General features: G+C 71.1%; 14 protein-coding genes. 5 read left to right on the plus strand and 9 right to left on the minus strand.

What is annotated here, in order from left to right; translation table 11 throughout:
* Window positions 1–54: 54 nt before the first annotated feature.
* Both ACG83_RS28035 and ACG83_RS28040 read right to left on the minus strand, forming a co-directional pair.
* Complete coding sequence (locus ACG83_RS28035; protein ID WP_054569260.1) at window positions 55–813, minus strand: effector-associated domain EAD1-containing protein; 759 nt, start codon at window positions 811–813, stop codon at window positions 55–57.
* A gap of 14 nt (window positions 814–827) precedes the next feature.
* The gene (locus tag ACG83_RS28040; RefSeq protein ID WP_054569261.1) at window positions 828–1,892 is read right to left on the minus strand and encodes a hypothetical protein; all 1,065 of its coding nucleotides are present in this window, start codon (window positions 1,890–1,892) and stop codon (window positions 828–830) included.
* Between the two features lie 474 nt (window positions 1,893–2,366).
* Here ACG83_RS28040 and ACG83_RS28045 point away from each other — a divergent pair, with 474 nt between their 5' ends.
* The gene (locus ACG83_RS28045; RefSeq protein ID WP_054569262.1) at window positions 2,367–2,786 is read left to right on the plus strand and encodes a YciI family protein; all 420 of its coding nucleotides are present in this window, start codon (window positions 2,367–2,369) and stop codon (window positions 2,784–2,786) included.
* A 27-nt stretch (window positions 2,787–2,813) separates the two neighbouring features.
* Window positions 2,814–4,109: an RNA polymerase sigma factor gene (locus tag ACG83_RS28050; RefSeq protein ID WP_054569263.1), complete on the plus strand. Its 1,296-nt coding sequence runs from the start codon at window positions 2,814–2,816 to the stop codon at window positions 4,107–4,109.
* A gap of 56 nt (window positions 4,110–4,165) precedes the next feature.
* Here ACG83_RS28050 and ACG83_RS28055 read toward each other — a convergent pair whose 3' ends face one another.
* The 4 genes from ACG83_RS28055 to ACG83_RS28070 all read right to left on the minus strand — a co-directional run bounded on the left by ACG83_RS28055 (window position 4,166) and on the right by ACG83_RS28070 (window position 8,095).
* Window positions 4,166–4,549: a hypothetical protein gene (locus tag ACG83_RS28055; protein WP_054569264.1), complete on the minus strand. Its 384-nt coding sequence runs from the start codon at window positions 4,547–4,549 to the stop codon at window positions 4,166–4,168.
* 202 nt (window positions 4,550–4,751) lie between these two features.
* Window positions 4,752–5,525, minus strand: a complete 774-nt coding sequence (locus ACG83_RS28060) for a hypothetical protein (protein WP_235498235.1) — start codon at window positions 5,523–5,525, stop codon at window positions 4,752–4,754.
* A 211-nt stretch (window positions 5,526–5,736) separates the two neighbouring features.
* Window positions 5,737–7,044, minus strand: a complete 1,308-nt coding sequence (locus ACG83_RS28065; protein ID WP_369812925.1) for a cytochrome P450 — start codon at window positions 7,042–7,044, stop codon at window positions 5,737–5,739.
* Between the two features lie 496 nt (window positions 7,045–7,540).
* Window positions 7,541–8,095, minus strand: a complete 555-nt coding sequence (locus ACG83_RS28070) for a Uma2 family endonuclease (protein WP_054569266.1) — start codon at window positions 8,093–8,095, stop codon at window positions 7,541–7,543.
* Window positions 8,096–8,661: 566 nt separating this feature from the next.
* On the opposite strand from ACG83_RS28070, the gene ACG83_RS28075 reads away from it, so the two are divergent.
* Both ACG83_RS28075 and ACG83_RS28080 read left to right on the plus strand, forming a co-directional pair.
* Complete coding sequence (locus tag ACG83_RS28075) at window positions 8,662–10,110, plus strand: alkaline phosphatase PhoX (RefSeq protein WP_054569267.1); 1,449 nt, start codon at window positions 8,662–8,664, stop codon at window positions 10,108–10,110.
* Window positions 10,111–10,354: 244 nt separating this feature from the next.
* Complete coding sequence (locus ACG83_RS28080) at window positions 10,355–11,167, plus strand: mycofactocin-coupled SDR family oxidoreductase (RefSeq protein WP_054569268.1); 813 nt, start codon at window positions 10,355–10,357, stop codon at window positions 11,165–11,167.
* A gap of 42 nt (window positions 11,168–11,209) precedes the next feature.
* Here ACG83_RS28080 and ACG83_RS28085 read toward each other — a convergent pair whose 3' ends face one another.
* From ACG83_RS28085 to ACG83_RS28095, 3 genes are all read right to left on the minus strand, one after another.
* Window positions 11,210–11,947 (minus strand): hypothetical protein, encoded by a 738-nt coding sequence (locus ACG83_RS28085; protein WP_235498236.1) that lies wholly within the window; start codon window positions 11,945–11,947, stop codon window positions 11,210–11,212.
* Window positions 11,948–12,355: 408 nt separating this feature from the next.
* Window positions 12,356–12,904: a hypothetical protein gene (locus ACG83_RS28090; protein ID WP_152991534.1), complete on the minus strand. Its 549-nt coding sequence runs from the start codon at window positions 12,902–12,904 to the stop codon at window positions 12,356–12,358.
* Between the two features lie 105 nt (window positions 12,905–13,009).
* Entirely contained in the window at window positions 13,010–13,651 is a 642-nt protein-coding gene (locus ACG83_RS28095) for a hypothetical protein (RefSeq protein WP_054569271.1), read from the minus strand.
* A gap of 46 nt (window positions 13,652–13,697) precedes the next feature.
* Between ACG83_RS28095 and ACG83_RS28100 the strand changes: the two genes are divergently transcribed.
* Complete coding sequence (locus tag ACG83_RS28100) at window positions 13,698–14,117, plus strand: hypothetical protein (protein WP_235498237.1); 420 nt, start codon at window positions 13,698–13,700, stop codon at window positions 14,115–14,117.
* Window position 14,118 lies beyond the last annotated feature (1 nt).

Below are 14,118 nucleotides of genomic sequence, written 5' to 3' on the forward strand. Positions count from 1 at the left end.
TCGGTCGGGTCTGACGGGTGGCGGCGGTCATGGTCGCCGCGACGACGCACATCCTCAGCTCCTGGAGCTGCCTCCACCGCGGGAAATTCTCCGCCGGATCTGATCCTCCATCCGGAGCGCCGGTGCCCGCAGCATTCCGCGGAACAGAATCCGACTTCCGCCGGCCGCGAGATCGACGTCACTGACCGCTATGCCGACCCGGCGCCGGTGCAGGAGCCTCACCTCGGTCACGAGCGGCCAGCCAAACCGGACCACCTGCTCCAGAGCGCCACGTCCCGTCCGGTCGGCGAGGGTGATGCCGCGGTCGGTCAGCAGCATGACCCCCGAGCCAGGGGTCGAACGACCGAAAACGCCGTTGCCGATGTCGAACGGCGTCTCACCCGGCAGCAGCATGCAGCTCACCAGTCTGACCAGGCTGTCCGTGTCGTTCCAGAGCTGAACCGGCGGGAACTTCGCGAGGACGAACTCTCGGACCTGAGCGGTCGACAGCATCCCCATGGGCCCGTACTCGGTGGCGGAGCCACCCTCGGTGGGCGGAGGCAGGTCTGCGCCGGGGCCGAAGACCTCGTTCACCGGAAACCGCCGCGCCGCGGCGGTGAGAATCCGCCGCCGCCCGTCGGCCAGGAAACCCGCGTCCAGCAGAACGTTGATCTCGCGCCAGAACTCCAGGGAGCTGCGGCCCTGCCAGTGCGGCAGGCGGGACCGGTCCGCTCCCGCCTCGTCGAGAACCCCGAGCGCGTCGCCGAGGTGATAGAGCACTCGGGCGAGTTCGGTGACCTCGGCCTCGGTCAGACGGTCGGGGCGGCCCCCCATGTGCTCCTCCGTACCTACCACGGCAGTCGGCTGAACGCTCCGGCCTCGCCCAGCCCCGCCAGCCGGGCGAGATAGTAGCGCCAGAGATCCCCCAGGCATGCGGTCAGCACCTGCGGAACATCACGATGCCGAACGCTGACGAGCGTCCCGGTTCCGCCCGCGACCCAGTCGATGTCGAGGTGGGATGTCGCGGGGAGCAGCGGCTCACGTCGCGGGAACGGATCCGCGGCGGAGGGAGTGGTGAGCCGCTCGTAGTTCCAGGACGTGTGCACGGCCGCAGGTCCGCGCACCATTTCCCCCACGATCTTCAGGTTGTCGGTGCTGCCCAGGTGGGAACTCCACCCGCCCCGAAGATCCGTGCTGCCCCCACCGCCGCCGAGCCAGCCAGCCCAGAAATCCGCGTTGGCGAGCCATTCCGACAGCCGCTCGGGCCTCACCGCGACCGCGGTCGTGCGGTCGATGCGACCGGTCGCGGCCGACGCGGCACCGGCGCCGGTGCGCAGCAGGTGGAGGAGGTCGCGGAACGCGGCGTGCGCCGGCCCCTCCACCGCTTCGTCGAGCTTCGGGGCAAGCGGCTCGCCGCGGAACGCGCGGCCGGCCAGGTCCGATCCGCGGTGGGTCACCGCGGGCGCACGCGGCCCTACCCAGACCGCGATGACGTAGCGCTCGTGTGGACCGCCCGGGGGCACCTCGCCGCCTCGCGGGCCGTCGTCCCGCCCACTCGCCGCCACCCTGATCCGGTACCAGCCCGGGCCGGCGAAGGCGAGGTCGAGGCCGCCGGGCTCGAGCCCTCCCATCAGGGTGCCGATCTCCAGCGGGCCGTTCCGCAGGTGGAAGCTCGTGTCGGACACCTCGGTCCAGCCCGGGGCAGGCAGCGCGGGCTCCCTGTTGTGGAGCTCCAGACGCACGCCGACCTCGCCGTAACTGGTCCCGGTGAGAATCTTCAGGGTGGCCTTGTTGACGACGACCAGCCCGTCGCCGCATCCTTCCGGAACATGCCCCTCTTGACCAGCCCCGTTCCCGCTGTAGACGAGGAACTGGTGATAGTCGGCCAGGACGGTCGTTTCTTGGACTCGCACGACGATCAGGATAGTGCGACGCCCCAGTAGACCTTTCACCAACCGCCGCTTCCATTGATCACCGCATTCCAGTAGTCGGTACTGCGGCTGCCGAGCAGGACGGCAGGGATTCTGGTCGCCAGCGGGCCTCGCAGGCTGGCGCCGATCAAGATTGGCCGTCGGCGAGCGAGGAATCCTGCATTCACTCCACGAGCACATTCGGATGACCGAGAGCCGAGAGCTCGGTGCCCGGACGGCCCGGTTTGGCGAATCGCAAAAGTGAAGGATTCTGGTCGTTGCAACGACCAGAATCCTTCTTTCTTGCGGGCCGCCAGGCGGATCTCCGCCCCTTTTGCCCACCTTAGGATGAATTGTCGGTGCACCGCGGCCGTGCGGGATCTTCGAGCGGCGGTCACGACGTGTCGATCCGGGGCCGTGCCGTTCGACCTGTGGGTGAGAGGGTCGACGCGCGACCCGGCGGCAGGGAGGCACACGATGGCGAAGTACATGCTGATCATGCGGAACACGGACGAGTCTCTCGCGCGGATGCAGGAGACGCCGTTCGAGGAGATGCTCGCCCGGATCGGGCGTTACAACGAGGAGCTGATGCGGGCAGGTGTCGTGGTGGCCGCCGAGGGCCTCGACGACCCGTCCGAGGGTGTCGTCGTCGATTTCAGCGGTGACACGCCGGTGGTCACCGACGGACCGTACGGCGAGACGAAGGAGCTGTTCGGCGGCTTCTACCTGATCGAGGTGGCTTCCAGGGAGGAGGCGATCGAGTGGGCCCGGCGGCTGCCGGCGGTCCCCGGCTCGAAGTGCGAGATCCGGCGGGTGCCGGGCATCGACGAGTTCCCCCAGGACAACGAGTGGATCATCAAGGAGCGGGCGTGGCGCGAGAAGCTCGGCCAGCTCTGACCACTCGGCCAGCTCCGGCGTACGTCCATGGCCGGGTCTGAGGCGGCGCGGCGGGCGGTCGAGGCGGTGTGGCGGATCGAGTCCGCGCGAATCGTGAGCGCGCTCGCCCGCTACACCGGCGACTTCGCGCTCGCCGAGGACGTCGCCCAGGAGGCGGTGGCGGAGGCGCTCGTCAGCTGGCCGCGGACAGGCACCCCGGCGAGCCCGGTCGGCTGGCTGCTGTCGACGGCGCGGCGGCGCGCGATCGACAGCTTCCGCCGCCGGTCGGCCCTCGGTGAGCGGTACACGCTGCTCGCCGGGCCGCTCACCGAGGGAGAGGCCAGCTCGGGTGCGGGCAGCCCGCGCCACGGTGGCCTCGGAGCCGATCCGGATCTGCTCTGGGATCCCGACCGGGTCGACGACGACGTCCTCGCGCTGATGTTCATTGCGTGCCACCCGGTGCTCTCCGCCGAGGCCCGGGTGGCGCTGACCCTGCGGGCGGTCGGCGGCCTGACGAGCGAGGAGATCGCGCGGGCCTTCCTCGTGCCGGTGCCGACCGTCCAGGCACGGATCACCCGCGCGAAGAAGACCATCGCGGCGGCGGCGGTGCCGTTCGCGCTGCCGCCGGCCGCCAATCGGCGCGAGCGCCTCGGTGGGATGCTCAGCGTGCTCTACGTGATCTTCACGGAGGGGGCGACGGCGACGTCCGGCGACAGCCTGCTGCGCGTCGACCTCGCTCACGAGGCGATGCGGCTCACCCGGATGCTCGCCGCGCTGCTGCCCGACGAGCCGGAGGTGTTCGGGCTGCTCGCGCTGTGCGAGCTCACCGCGGCACGTTTCCCCGCGCGCACCGGGCCGGACGGTGAGGCGATCCTGTTGGAGGACCAGGACCGGGGCCGCTGGGATCTGTCGGCGATCCGCCGCGGTCGGGGCGCACTGGGCCAGGCCGTGGCGGCCGGGCGGGGCCTCGGACCGTACGGCCTGCAGGCCGCGATCGCCGCCTGCCACACGTCGGCGCCGTCCGTCGCGGAGACGGACTGGGCGCGGATCGTGCTGCTCTACGAGGCGCTCGGCCGGGTGGCGCCGTCGCCGGTCGTCGAGCTCAACCGGGCGGTGGCCGTGGCGATGGCCGACGGGCCCCGCCAGGCGTTGGCCCTCGTCGACGAACTGGTCGCCGGTGGCCGGCTGGCACAGTCCCACCTGCTGCCGACCGTGCGCGGCGAGCTGCTCGCCCGGCTCGGCCGCGCCGCCGAAGCGCGGGCCGAGCTGGAGCTCGCCGCGCGGCTGTGCCAGAACCTGCGCGAACGGTCGGTGCTGCTGCGCAAGGCGGCCGCGCTGGGCTGAGCACCGGCCGGGCCGGGCCAGGCAGCCCGGCGTCGGGGCAGGCCTGATACTGAGCGTCAGGCCGACCAGCGAAGCGGCGGACCGCCTTCACCCGAGGGCCGGACGGGAGCCTCGTGGCGGTGCTGACCCACCCGCTCACGGCGCCGGGCGAGAAGAACATCGGCGAGCGCATCCGCCCGCTCCATGTCGTCGAGCGTGGCGCGGGTGCGCCCGTCGACCGTCAGAATCGCCGCCAACAGCTCAGCGGACAGCCGGGTACGCGCCGCAACCCGGGCCACGCTGGGCGGTAGCGTCGTCGCCGGGCGACCGGGCAACGAGCGGCCGGACGGGGCACTCCGCTGTGACGGCAGCGGACGACCCGGCGCCGTGTGCTCGCCCTGGACGGCGGGCTCGCCGTGAGCGGTGCGAGGACGTGGCCGGACCCCGAGGAGATCGAACATACTTTCGATCCTGGCCTCGGTAGATCGTTCTGTCAAGAGTCGCGGATGTCCGGCGAGGCACTGTCGCGCCTCCGTTGTCGCGGCGCCATCCACCCAGGTCAGAAGCGGTCAGAACCGATCAGGACACAACAGGCCAGGCCGCGACGGATCGGCCGGAGCCGGTCGGCGGAAGGTCGGTCAGGCGGTCAGGCGGTCGGACAGCTCAGATGCCGGGAAGCTCGTCGGCCAGGCCGAGTGCGACATAGACCCGCGCGGAGATCTCGGTGGCGGCGTGCCGCTCCCCGAGGGCCGCGCCGACCACCCCGACCGCGGGCACGTTCGCGACCGCGCGATGCCACCGCCGGCCCTCCGCACGCCCGTCGATCAGCCGCCGCACGGCCCACATCTCGCGGGCCAGCGCGACGACTCCGGCCGGCACCCGACGCACCAGCCGCAGCCACTGCGCCCGCTCCTCCTCGGTTCCGTCGATACCCAGGGCGGAGCCGGCGTCCAGGCTGGGGTCGGCGTCCTGGGCGGGGCGGGCGCCTGGGATGGAACTGGCACTCGGGGCCGGGACCTCGCCGGCGGGCGGCTGCGGCGGCACGGCAACCGGCGGTGCCCAACCGGCGGGGAGCGTCTCGTCGAGCACCGTGTGCGCGAGCAGCCGCACCTGGCTGTGCACATCCGTCACGTCGCACAGGCGGGCCAGGGACAGCACCAACAGGCCCTGCACCGTGGCGGACAGGACGTCACGCACCGGCCCACCGAACCGCCCGGCGAAACCGGGCAGCGCCGACAGCGGCGCGAGCTCCGAGCGCCAGTGCCGGACGACCCGGTCCGCGTGCTCCCGGCGCGCCTGTCGGCCCTCGTCGGCGGCGGGAGGTCGCGCGTCGGTCCCCGCGACGTCACCGGGCCGGGTCACGTGGACGGCTGCCATGGCCATCGGCTGCGCGAGCAGGACGAACCTCGCGAGTCGATCGGCGTCAGCGGCGCGCATGGACATCACCCCGGCTGTCGGTCGTGGATCCGCAGTTCTTCTCACCTGGCCCGACCCGGGCCTGCCCGGACGCACATCCGGACGTCGCCAGGGGACGATCCGATCCTTTCACGGCGCGTCGGATCCATGGAGAGCGTCCCGCCGCCACGGCGGATGGCTGAGCACACCCCGTGCCGGCGCCGATCTACCCGCCGGCGTCGGCGTTCCGCCATCAGGCGCGGAAGGAGACCGGCAGCTCCGCCAGCCCGCGGACGAGCTGGTCCGGCTTGTAGGACGGCGTATCCGTGCACAGATCCAGGACCGTGACACGGTCGAGGACCTCGCCCAGGAGAACCTCCATCTCCAGGAGTGCCAACGGCGTGCCGAGACAGTAGTGGTGACCGAGGCTGAACGACAGGTGCCTGTTCGCCGGTGCGGTTCCGGGTGTGTTCTGGTAACGGGTGAGATCCAGCCGGTCCGGCTCCGGAAAAGCGCTCCCGTCACGGTTCGCGGAGGCGATCAGCACGGTGACGCCTTCACCTGCCTCGAAGACGCGGCCCCCCACCGTTACCCGTTCCTTGGCGAATCTGTTGACCATCTGAACAGGCGCGTCGTAGCGGAGAAGCTCGTTGACGGCGCTGGGCATGAGATCCCGTCGGATGCGCAGGTCGGCGACCTGGTCAGGGTGCCGCAACAGGGCTAGCATCCCATTCCCGATCTGGTTCACGGTTGTTTCATGGCCAGCGACGACGAGCAGGATACAGGTTCCCAGCAACTCGCTCTCGGTGAGTTTCTCGCCCTTCTCCTCGACCTGCACCAGTGCGCCCAGGATGCTCGGTCCCGGGTCGAGGCGCTCGCGGCGCACGAGGTTCAGGAAGTAGCCCAGGAACTCGGGAATCGCGGTGTTCCGGTCGGCGAGCGCCGCCGCGGGAAGTGTCGCGTCGGGATCCAGGGCCCTGGCGAGCATGTGCGACCAGCGCTGAATCACCGGATGATCCTCCGCGGGCACGCCGAGGATCTCGCAGATGATGGTGAGCGGCAGTGGATAGGCCATCGCGCTGATCAGGTCGGACGTACCGGCCGCGAGCATGTCGTCCACCAGCGCGGCTGCCAGGGCCTGGATCCGCGGTCGCAGGGCCGCGACCCGGCGGGGGGTGAAGGCCTTGGAGACCAGACCACGAAGCCGGGTGTGGTCGGGGGGTTCCATCCACAGGAAGACCGCGGGGAACTCGTCTGCGGCCCTCGTGGGATGCAGTCTGGCCGCCTGGTTGTCGTGACCCCAGTTGGGGCTTGACAGCACCGCGGCGCAGTCGGCGTACCGTGTGGCCAGGTTCATCCCGTATGAGGTCGAGTGAAAGGGCCCGGCTTCCCGCAGCACGCGGTATCGCGAGTACGGATCCGCGCGGAATTCTGGATCGGCCAGCTGCGCAACGGCCTGCCGCACCGGATTCGTGTCACTCCCGGAACCAGTCGACATGATTTCTGTTTCGATGGCGTCGGCCCTGGTCAGCGATCCGCTGTCTATATTTTCCGCTGTCACGAGCTCGATCCTCCTTCTTGGTTCGAGGGAGTCGACCCGCATCTCTCCGACGACCACGAAAACGCCGAGAGAAGACGATGAATCGACCCACGACCTATGTCGCCAACCGTATGAGGTGAAATAAAGATCGTCAACGCTCGCGTAACGGAGCTATCACCGGATAGGAATGGCCTTGTGCCCCTACCAGGAGCTGGCCAGGTCGCCGGGCGCGGGTTCGGAGTGGCTGCGGTAACTGCCATCTCCAGCCCCGGAGACGTCCCTCTCCGGGGGATTCGATATTCCCGGGCACGGTATTCGGGCGTCGATTTTCAACGCGTCAAAGCAGGCGCCGAGTTGTCCCGTCCCCGCCGGCACAGCGAGTGCGGCGCAGTGGCCCCTCGCGCCCGGCCTCGGTCAGGCGGCCTGGGCTGGCGGCACCGCGGGCGTGGGCGGCGGCACCGCCACAGGCGCCGCGGGCCTGGCAACGACGACCCGACCTCCGGTGGCTGGGACCGTGCTACAGCCGGGTGAGGTCGATCGTGACCTGGAAGGGGGCGACCGCCTCGACGACGCCCGCCCAGACGCCGGCATCCCGGTAGGTTCCCGCGGCCGGATCAAGGATGTGTGCGTAGACGAGCGGAACCCCGCCGGCGGGCTGCTCGATGCGCCAGTAGTAGGTGATGTCTGCTCGCGCGTACTCTCCGGCCTTGACGAATCTGTCCGTCGACTCGGAGCCCGGCGAGACCACCTCCGCGACCAGCAGCACATGCTCGGGGCGGGCCGGCATGATGTCGAGGGTGTCGGCGCGGTACACAACGACATCCGGCCGGCGGTTGGTCAGCGGCACGTCCTGGAGCCGCAGATCAAAGTCGCTGTCAGCCTTCCAGCCCGGCCCTCCGGCCGTGTCCAGCGCGTTCGTGATGAGCCTGACCAGCCGGTTGTGACGTCTGGAGGCACTGGGACTCACGACGACCATCCCGTCCACGATCTCGATGCCCGCGCACTGCTCCTCGGACCAGGAGCCATACTGCGCCGCCGTGATCTGCTGGTGCATCCAGGCCGGGGCGATCATCTCCGCGGTGATGGCGGACCTCCCTCAGTCGGGTCCTGCAGTCGGTCGGGCCCCTTGGCCAGCGTAACCAAGCCGGGATTCGCCTGTCCCGGCCCCGGTGTGCCCTCGGTGGCCTCATCGAGGCGGGTGCGTCCGGTCGTGCGGTCGTGCGGTCGTGCGGTCGGCACACCCCACCGGTCGAGCGGGAAGTGTGGGACGAGGTTCGCCGTCCGGATGTGCTGACAGGCAGGAGTTGAGGATCGCGACCGTCCCGGATTCCGGAGCCCGTAGCAGAATCCCGAGCTTCGAACCTTGGCTGCTACCGAGCAAGAGTTGAGGATCTTGGTCGTTCCGACAGCCAAAATCCTCAACTCTTGCCGACTACCAAACGAACCTGCGCCCCTCTTGTCTCTCTTGAGATGAATTGCCGGCGCCGCACGAAGGGTCCCGCCCTCCGGCAAGTGGCCGGGTGTTTGCTGGATAGCTACCCGCGAGACATCGAGCCGCCGCCCGGGGTCCTTGCGTCCCTCACTACGATCCGTTCGTCCCAAACGCGCCATCTGCGAGAACACGAAAACGGGGGGCCCATGGCCACGACACGTAGGCAGCTGATCACCGCGACGGGTCTCGGCCTGCTCGGTGCGGGCCTCGCACCCGGCCTCGGTCAGGCGGCCTGGGCCGGCAGCACCTCTGGCGCCGGCGCGGGCGCGGGCACGAGCGGCGGAACGGCCTCGGGCGGCACCGGCTCGGGTTCGGCCGGGTTCGGAGCGCTGCGCAAGGCGGGCCCGGAGCTGGCGCTGCCACCGGGCTTCAGCTACCGATCCTTCGGCGCGGCGGGCAGCCGGATGTCGGACGGCCTGGCCACCCCGCTCGCCCACGACGGGCAGGCGCTCTTCGCCGCCGGCCGGGACACGGTCGTGCTGCTGCGCAACCACGAGATCGACACGGACCTGCCCGGCATCACCCAGCGCAGCATCGGCAGGAAGGCGGCCTACGACCGGGCGGCGCCTGCCGGTGTCACCTCGTCACGTTACGACCTGGCGGCCGGTCGGCTGCGTGAGAGCTTCCTGGTCCTGAACGGGACCCTGGTGAACTGCAACGGCTCGCCGACGCCGTGGGGAAGCTGGCTGTCCTGCGAGGAGACGGTCGACGGGATCGACGCCGGCTACGAGAAGCCGCACGGCTACGTCTTCGAGGTCCCGGCGAACGCCCGCGGGCCGGTCGACCCGGTGCCGCTGCGGGCGATGGGCCGGTTCGAGCACGAGTGCGCGCCCGTCGACCCGGCGACCGGCGTCGTCTACCTGACCGAGGACAACGGCGACCCGGGCGACGGCCTCTACCGCTTCCTGCCGGCCCGGCCCGGCAAGCTCGCCGCCGGCGGGCGGCTGCAGATACTCGCCGTACGCGGCGAGCCGACGTACGACACCGAGACCGGCCAGCGCGTCGGCCAGAAGCTGCCGGTGACCTGGGTCGACATCGCGAATCCGGATCCGTCCGATGCGGAGTCGTTCCCCGGCTCCGTCTACAGCCAGGGCCGGGCCCGCGGCGGTGCCCGGTTCATCGGCCTCGAAGGCGCCGAATGGGCGCGCGGGGCGCTGACCTTCGTCGCGTCGGAGTCCGGCGACGCCGGCCAGGGCCAGGTGTGGCGCTATCAGCCGACCGGCCGCGACACCGGCGTCCTCACCCTGCTGTACGAGTCGAAGAGCGCAGGCGTCCTCAACCAGCCGGACGGCGTCACCGTCGGCCCGCACGGCGGCGTCCTGATGACCGAGGACGGTGACGGTGAGGATGAGGACGGCGGCGACAACTACCTGCGGCTGCTCACCGCCTCCGGACGGATCGTCGACCTGGCGAAGGTGATCGCGCCGCTGGACCTGCACTACTGGGAGGCCGAGGACTTCCCGGAGCCCGGCGCGATCGGCGCCAGCGAGCTCGCCGGCCCGCGTTTCACCGCCGACGGCCGCCATCTGTTCGTCAACCTCCAGTACCCGGGCCTCACCCTCGTCATCACCGGCCCCTGGGGCGCCCTGGTCTGATCACCGCGCCCTTCCATTCCTGGCCCTGGACACAGCGACCGCGCCGGCTTCTGGCGGCGACGTACAACCGTGAAAGGCACTACGCTGACCGGACGTCAGACCGGGCTACCCGAAGTTCCCGGTCCGGCGTTCTGTCGAGTTGCGCCGTTCTCTGGTTCCACGTTGCCGTCACCCGTTGACAGTCGCGCGTCGACCGTTACGCGTTACGCGTCGCCGTCACCTGTTCCAGGGCCAGGAGGCTCCCATGATTCTTGCCGGCAAGGTCGCCTTCATCACCGGCGCGGCCCGCGGGCAGGGCCGCTCGCACGCGGTGCGGCTCGCCCAGGAAGGTGCCGACATCATTGCCGTCGACATCTGCGCGGATATCGATTCGGTCGGCTATCCACTGGCCACCCCGGACGACCTGAAGGAGACGGTGCGCCAGGTCGAGGCCCTCGGCGGCGGTATTCACGCGGCGGTGGCCGACGTCCGTGATCCGGTCGCCTTACAGGCGGCCCTCGACGCCGGTGTGGCGGCGCTGGGGCCGGTCGACATCGTGGTCGCCAACGCCGGTATCGCTCCGTTCTCCGCCGCAGGCGCCGGCAGCGGGAACGAATGGCGCGACGTGCTGGACGTCAACCTCACCGGCACCTACAACACCGTCCGGGCCGCGGCGCCCGCCATGGTCGAGCGGGGTGCGGGCGGTTCCATCGTCATCACCAGCTCGACGGCCGGCCTCACCGGGATGTCCGTCGACACGCCGGGGGTCCTCGGCTACACGGCGTCGAAACACGGGCTGGTGGGCCTGATGCGGACCTGGGCCAACGCCCTGGCACCGCACCGAATCCGCGTCAACACCGTGCATCCGAGCGGTGTGGGCACGCCGATGGTGATGAACGACATGATGCTCGGGTTTCTGCGGAGCGACCCGAACATGGTGAATCCGCATGCCCTGCCGGTGGCGATGCTGGAGTGCTCGGACATCTCCGAGGCCGTCCTGTGGCTCGCCTCCGACCACGCCCGCTATGTCACCGGCGTGCCCCTCCCGGTGGACGCCGGATTCGTCAACAAACGCTGACGAGATGCCGGCCGCGGAACACGGCCGCGCGCGGTGGTGCGGTCACGAGGACGCCGTCGGCGCTGCCGGCGCCGATTTCTCGTCGGCCCGGCGCGGTCGGGCCGCGGGCAACTGCCGGCCGATTCCGAAGACGATCAGAGTTGCGCCGAGGGTGATCGCGAAGTCGGTCGGCGGTGAAGGCGTCACCAGGCGCAGCGCCGACAGCGCGAAGACACCGAACAGCCCACCGACGCAGCCAGCGGGAACGAAACGCAGGCCGCGTCGGGACGACGGCGCCGGCAACGGGTTCCGCCCCAGCGAGAGAACCGCGGCGGCGGCGAGCAGCGCCGCCAGCATCAGCAGGCCCAGGCCGAACAGGCCGTAGGTCGACAACAGCGACCCGTGGATCCGCGCGCGGCCGTCCCGCACGGCTGCCACGGCCAGGTCGCCGTCGCGGATCTCCACCCGGATCGGCATCAGGCCGCTCGCCCGGCCGGCGAGGTCACGCAGGTCGAGGTCCACCGTCCAGGTGGCCTCGCCGCGGGCGGGCACGGTGGTTCGGACCCGTGTGTCGTAGTCGAAGAACGTGAGCCCCAGGACCGCTCCGCGCAGGCGCACGGAATCGATCTCCAGGGCCGAGCCGCCGAGATTCTCGACACCCACCACGAGCTGCGTGGCGGCCGACAGGTCCAGCACGACGTCACCATCGAGGGGCTGACCATCGATGGTGACGGACAGCCGTGCGGTATTGTCTCCGCCCGCCCGGGCGGCAGCAGCAGGAAACACGCCGAGGCTTGTCACGAACACCACAACAAATGCCAGCACACGCCATTTTGATGTTGCTTTCGGTTCACGCGATCCGGAAATCACATCTCCCCCATGGACCGGGTGGTCACCAACTCCGATGTTACGCTGGAAAACAGGTTGACGCGCTCCGGCCGACGGCCGGAGGGTACGCAGGCACGCCGGCAGGTAGCGGCGCAATGAACCGGCAGTGCAATGGCTGGCAGCGTCGCACCTTTCCACTGCAGGTCACCGTTGAATTCCACCCTCGGGTGGTGACAGAGAAAGCCGATGGCGGGCATTTCGTTGGTGACCGGCGCCACGCCACCGTCGGCGCGCGTCACGGGCAGGCAGGCGATCTGGGGGCAGGCCGATGTTGGGCTGGAGAAGGACCGTTGTCGCGCGTATGGCGGCACGGCGGCGGCGTCAGCGGTTTCCGCTGCTCGCGCTCGCGGCGCTGCTGATCACCGCCCTGGCAGGCGGCTCACTGGCAACAGCCGTGGCGGCAGCCGCCGAGAGCCCGGCAGCCGGGTCCGAGTCCTCGGGCACCACCGCCGAGCCCGAGCCCGTGGCCGCGTCCACCCCACGGCCGTCGCCGCCACCGCCATCGCCTGCGCCGGTGGCGACCGCTGCCACCGCGGACACGCAGGCTCGCCACGACACGTCCGGCGATGCCACCCCGCCCGCGCGCACAACCCCACCTGCACACACGTCTCCACCCGCACGCACGTCCCCGGCCACGCGCACGTCCCCGGCCACGCGGAGGTCGCAGGCCGCCTCGACCGCGCCGTCGACACGGGCCGCACCCGCGACATCGGCAGGACCGGCGACCCGGGCACCGTCGACGAAGCCCGCGACAACGACCCGGGCACCGTCCACAAAGCCGGCGACGACGACCCGGGCCACGTCCACAACCCCGGCGGCACGGGCGACACAGGCGCCACCACCGACGTCGCGCGCAACACGGACGACCAAGGCCACACCGACACGAACGACCAAGGCCACGCCGACACGGATGCCGACGCCGACGCAGCGGCCCGCGCCGACACGCTCGTCGGCATGTCCGGGTTCCGGCCGGGGCTACGGTGCGCAGCGCGCGGCGTCCTGCCCGCCGGCCGGGAGCCCGACCCGCGGTACCGGGAGCACGTCCGGCGGCGAGCCGGACGGCGGCGCCACCACGGGCAACGGGCCGGGGAACGGCATCCCCGATCCCGGCACGGGAGGCGGTGTGGGCGGGACGGGCACCGCCACCAGCGGGACGAGCGGGACGGACGGGAGCACGGGCACCAGCGGGTCGGGATCCGGTCCCGGTCCCAGTTCCGGTCCCAGTTCGGGTTCCGGTTCCGGTTCCGGCGGCGGCACGGGCCCAGCGGGCGGCACCGGCACCGGGAACGGCAGCGGTACCGGGAACGGCACGCCGTGGGTGCGCTGCGCCGACGGTTCCTGGGCACCGACGTCCGCCACCTGCCCGGTCCAGCGTGTCCAGTGCCCCGACAGCCCGGTCAGCGTGGCGGTCGGGGAGCAGTGTCCCAGGCCTGCCGCGACCAGGCGGACGTCCGTCGCCTGTTGGGACGGCTCGTCCGCGCCGAGCACCGCCGACTGCCCGCCGGGGCGCACCTTCTGCCCGGGCGGAGTCACCGTGCCGCTCGGCGGGAGATGCGCCGAACCGGTCGAGACGGTGGCCTGCCGGGCGGGGAGCGTGCGGGTGCTGGGTGTCTGCACCCCGATCGCGAGGGCGGGCGCTCCGCAGCCGGCGCGTGGTGTGCCGGTGGCACGCGAACCGGAACCCGGCGAGCTGCGCTTCGACCGCTACGTGTTGTCCGCTGGTGACCCTCTCTACGCTCAGGGCGCCGGCTGCTCACCAGGCGGTGAGACGATGCTGACCGCGGGCGGTGAGCTCGTCGGGCGCACCGTCGCCGACCAGGACGGCCGCTTCGAGACGGTCGTGCGTTTCGCCAGCTTCCGGCCGGGCCACCGGCAGGTCGTCGCCGACTGTGGCGTTCGGCTTCAGGCCGGGGTCGACATGATGCTGGTCTCGGCCGACAGCAGCGTCTCCGTCTCGTCCCTGCTGCTGCTTTTCTGCCTCGCGGCCGGAGGCCTGGCTGTCCACCAGCAGGCGGCGCCCCGGCGCTGGCGGATACCCGGCCTGCCGGCCGTCGCCCCGAGCACGGCCGGCCGCGACGGATGAC

The sequence above is a fragment of the Frankia sp. R43 genome, assembly GCF_001306465.1.
Taxonomy (GTDB): Bacteria; Actinomycetota; Actinomycetes; order Frankiales; family Frankiaceae; genus Parafrankia; species Parafrankia irregularis.

Coding starts and splice junctions, on each gene's coding strand:
- ACG83_RS28035 (WP_054569260.1), bottom strand. CDS start 813: ATGGGGGGCCGCCCCGACCGTCTGACCGAGGCCGAGGTCACCGAACTC.
- ACG83_RS28055 (WP_054569264.1), bottom strand. CDS start 4,549: ATGTTCGATCTCCTCGGGGTCCGGCCACGTCCTCGCACCGCTCACGGC.
- ACG83_RS28075 (WP_054569267.1), top strand. CDS start 8,662: ATGGCCACGACACGTAGGCAGCTGATCACCGCGACGGGTCTCGGCCTG.
- ACG83_RS28045 (WP_054569262.1), top strand. CDS start 2,367: ATGGCGAAGTACATGCTGATCATGCGGAACACGGACGAGTCTCTCGCG.
- ACG83_RS28050 (WP_054569263.1), top strand. CDS start 2,814: ATGGCCGGGTCTGAGGCGGCGCGGCGGGCGGTCGAGGCGGTGTGGCGG.
- ACG83_RS28060 (WP_235498235.1), bottom strand. CDS start 5,525: ATGCGCGCCGCTGACGCCGATCGACTCGCGAGGTTCGTCCTGCTCGCG.
- ACG83_RS28080 (WP_054569268.1), top strand. CDS start 10,355: ATGATTCTTGCCGGCAAGGTCGCCTTCATCACCGGCGCGGCCCGCGGG.
- ACG83_RS28070 (WP_054569266.1), bottom strand. CDS start 8,095: ATGATCGCCCCGGCCTGGATGCACCAGCAGATCACGGCGGCGCAGTAT.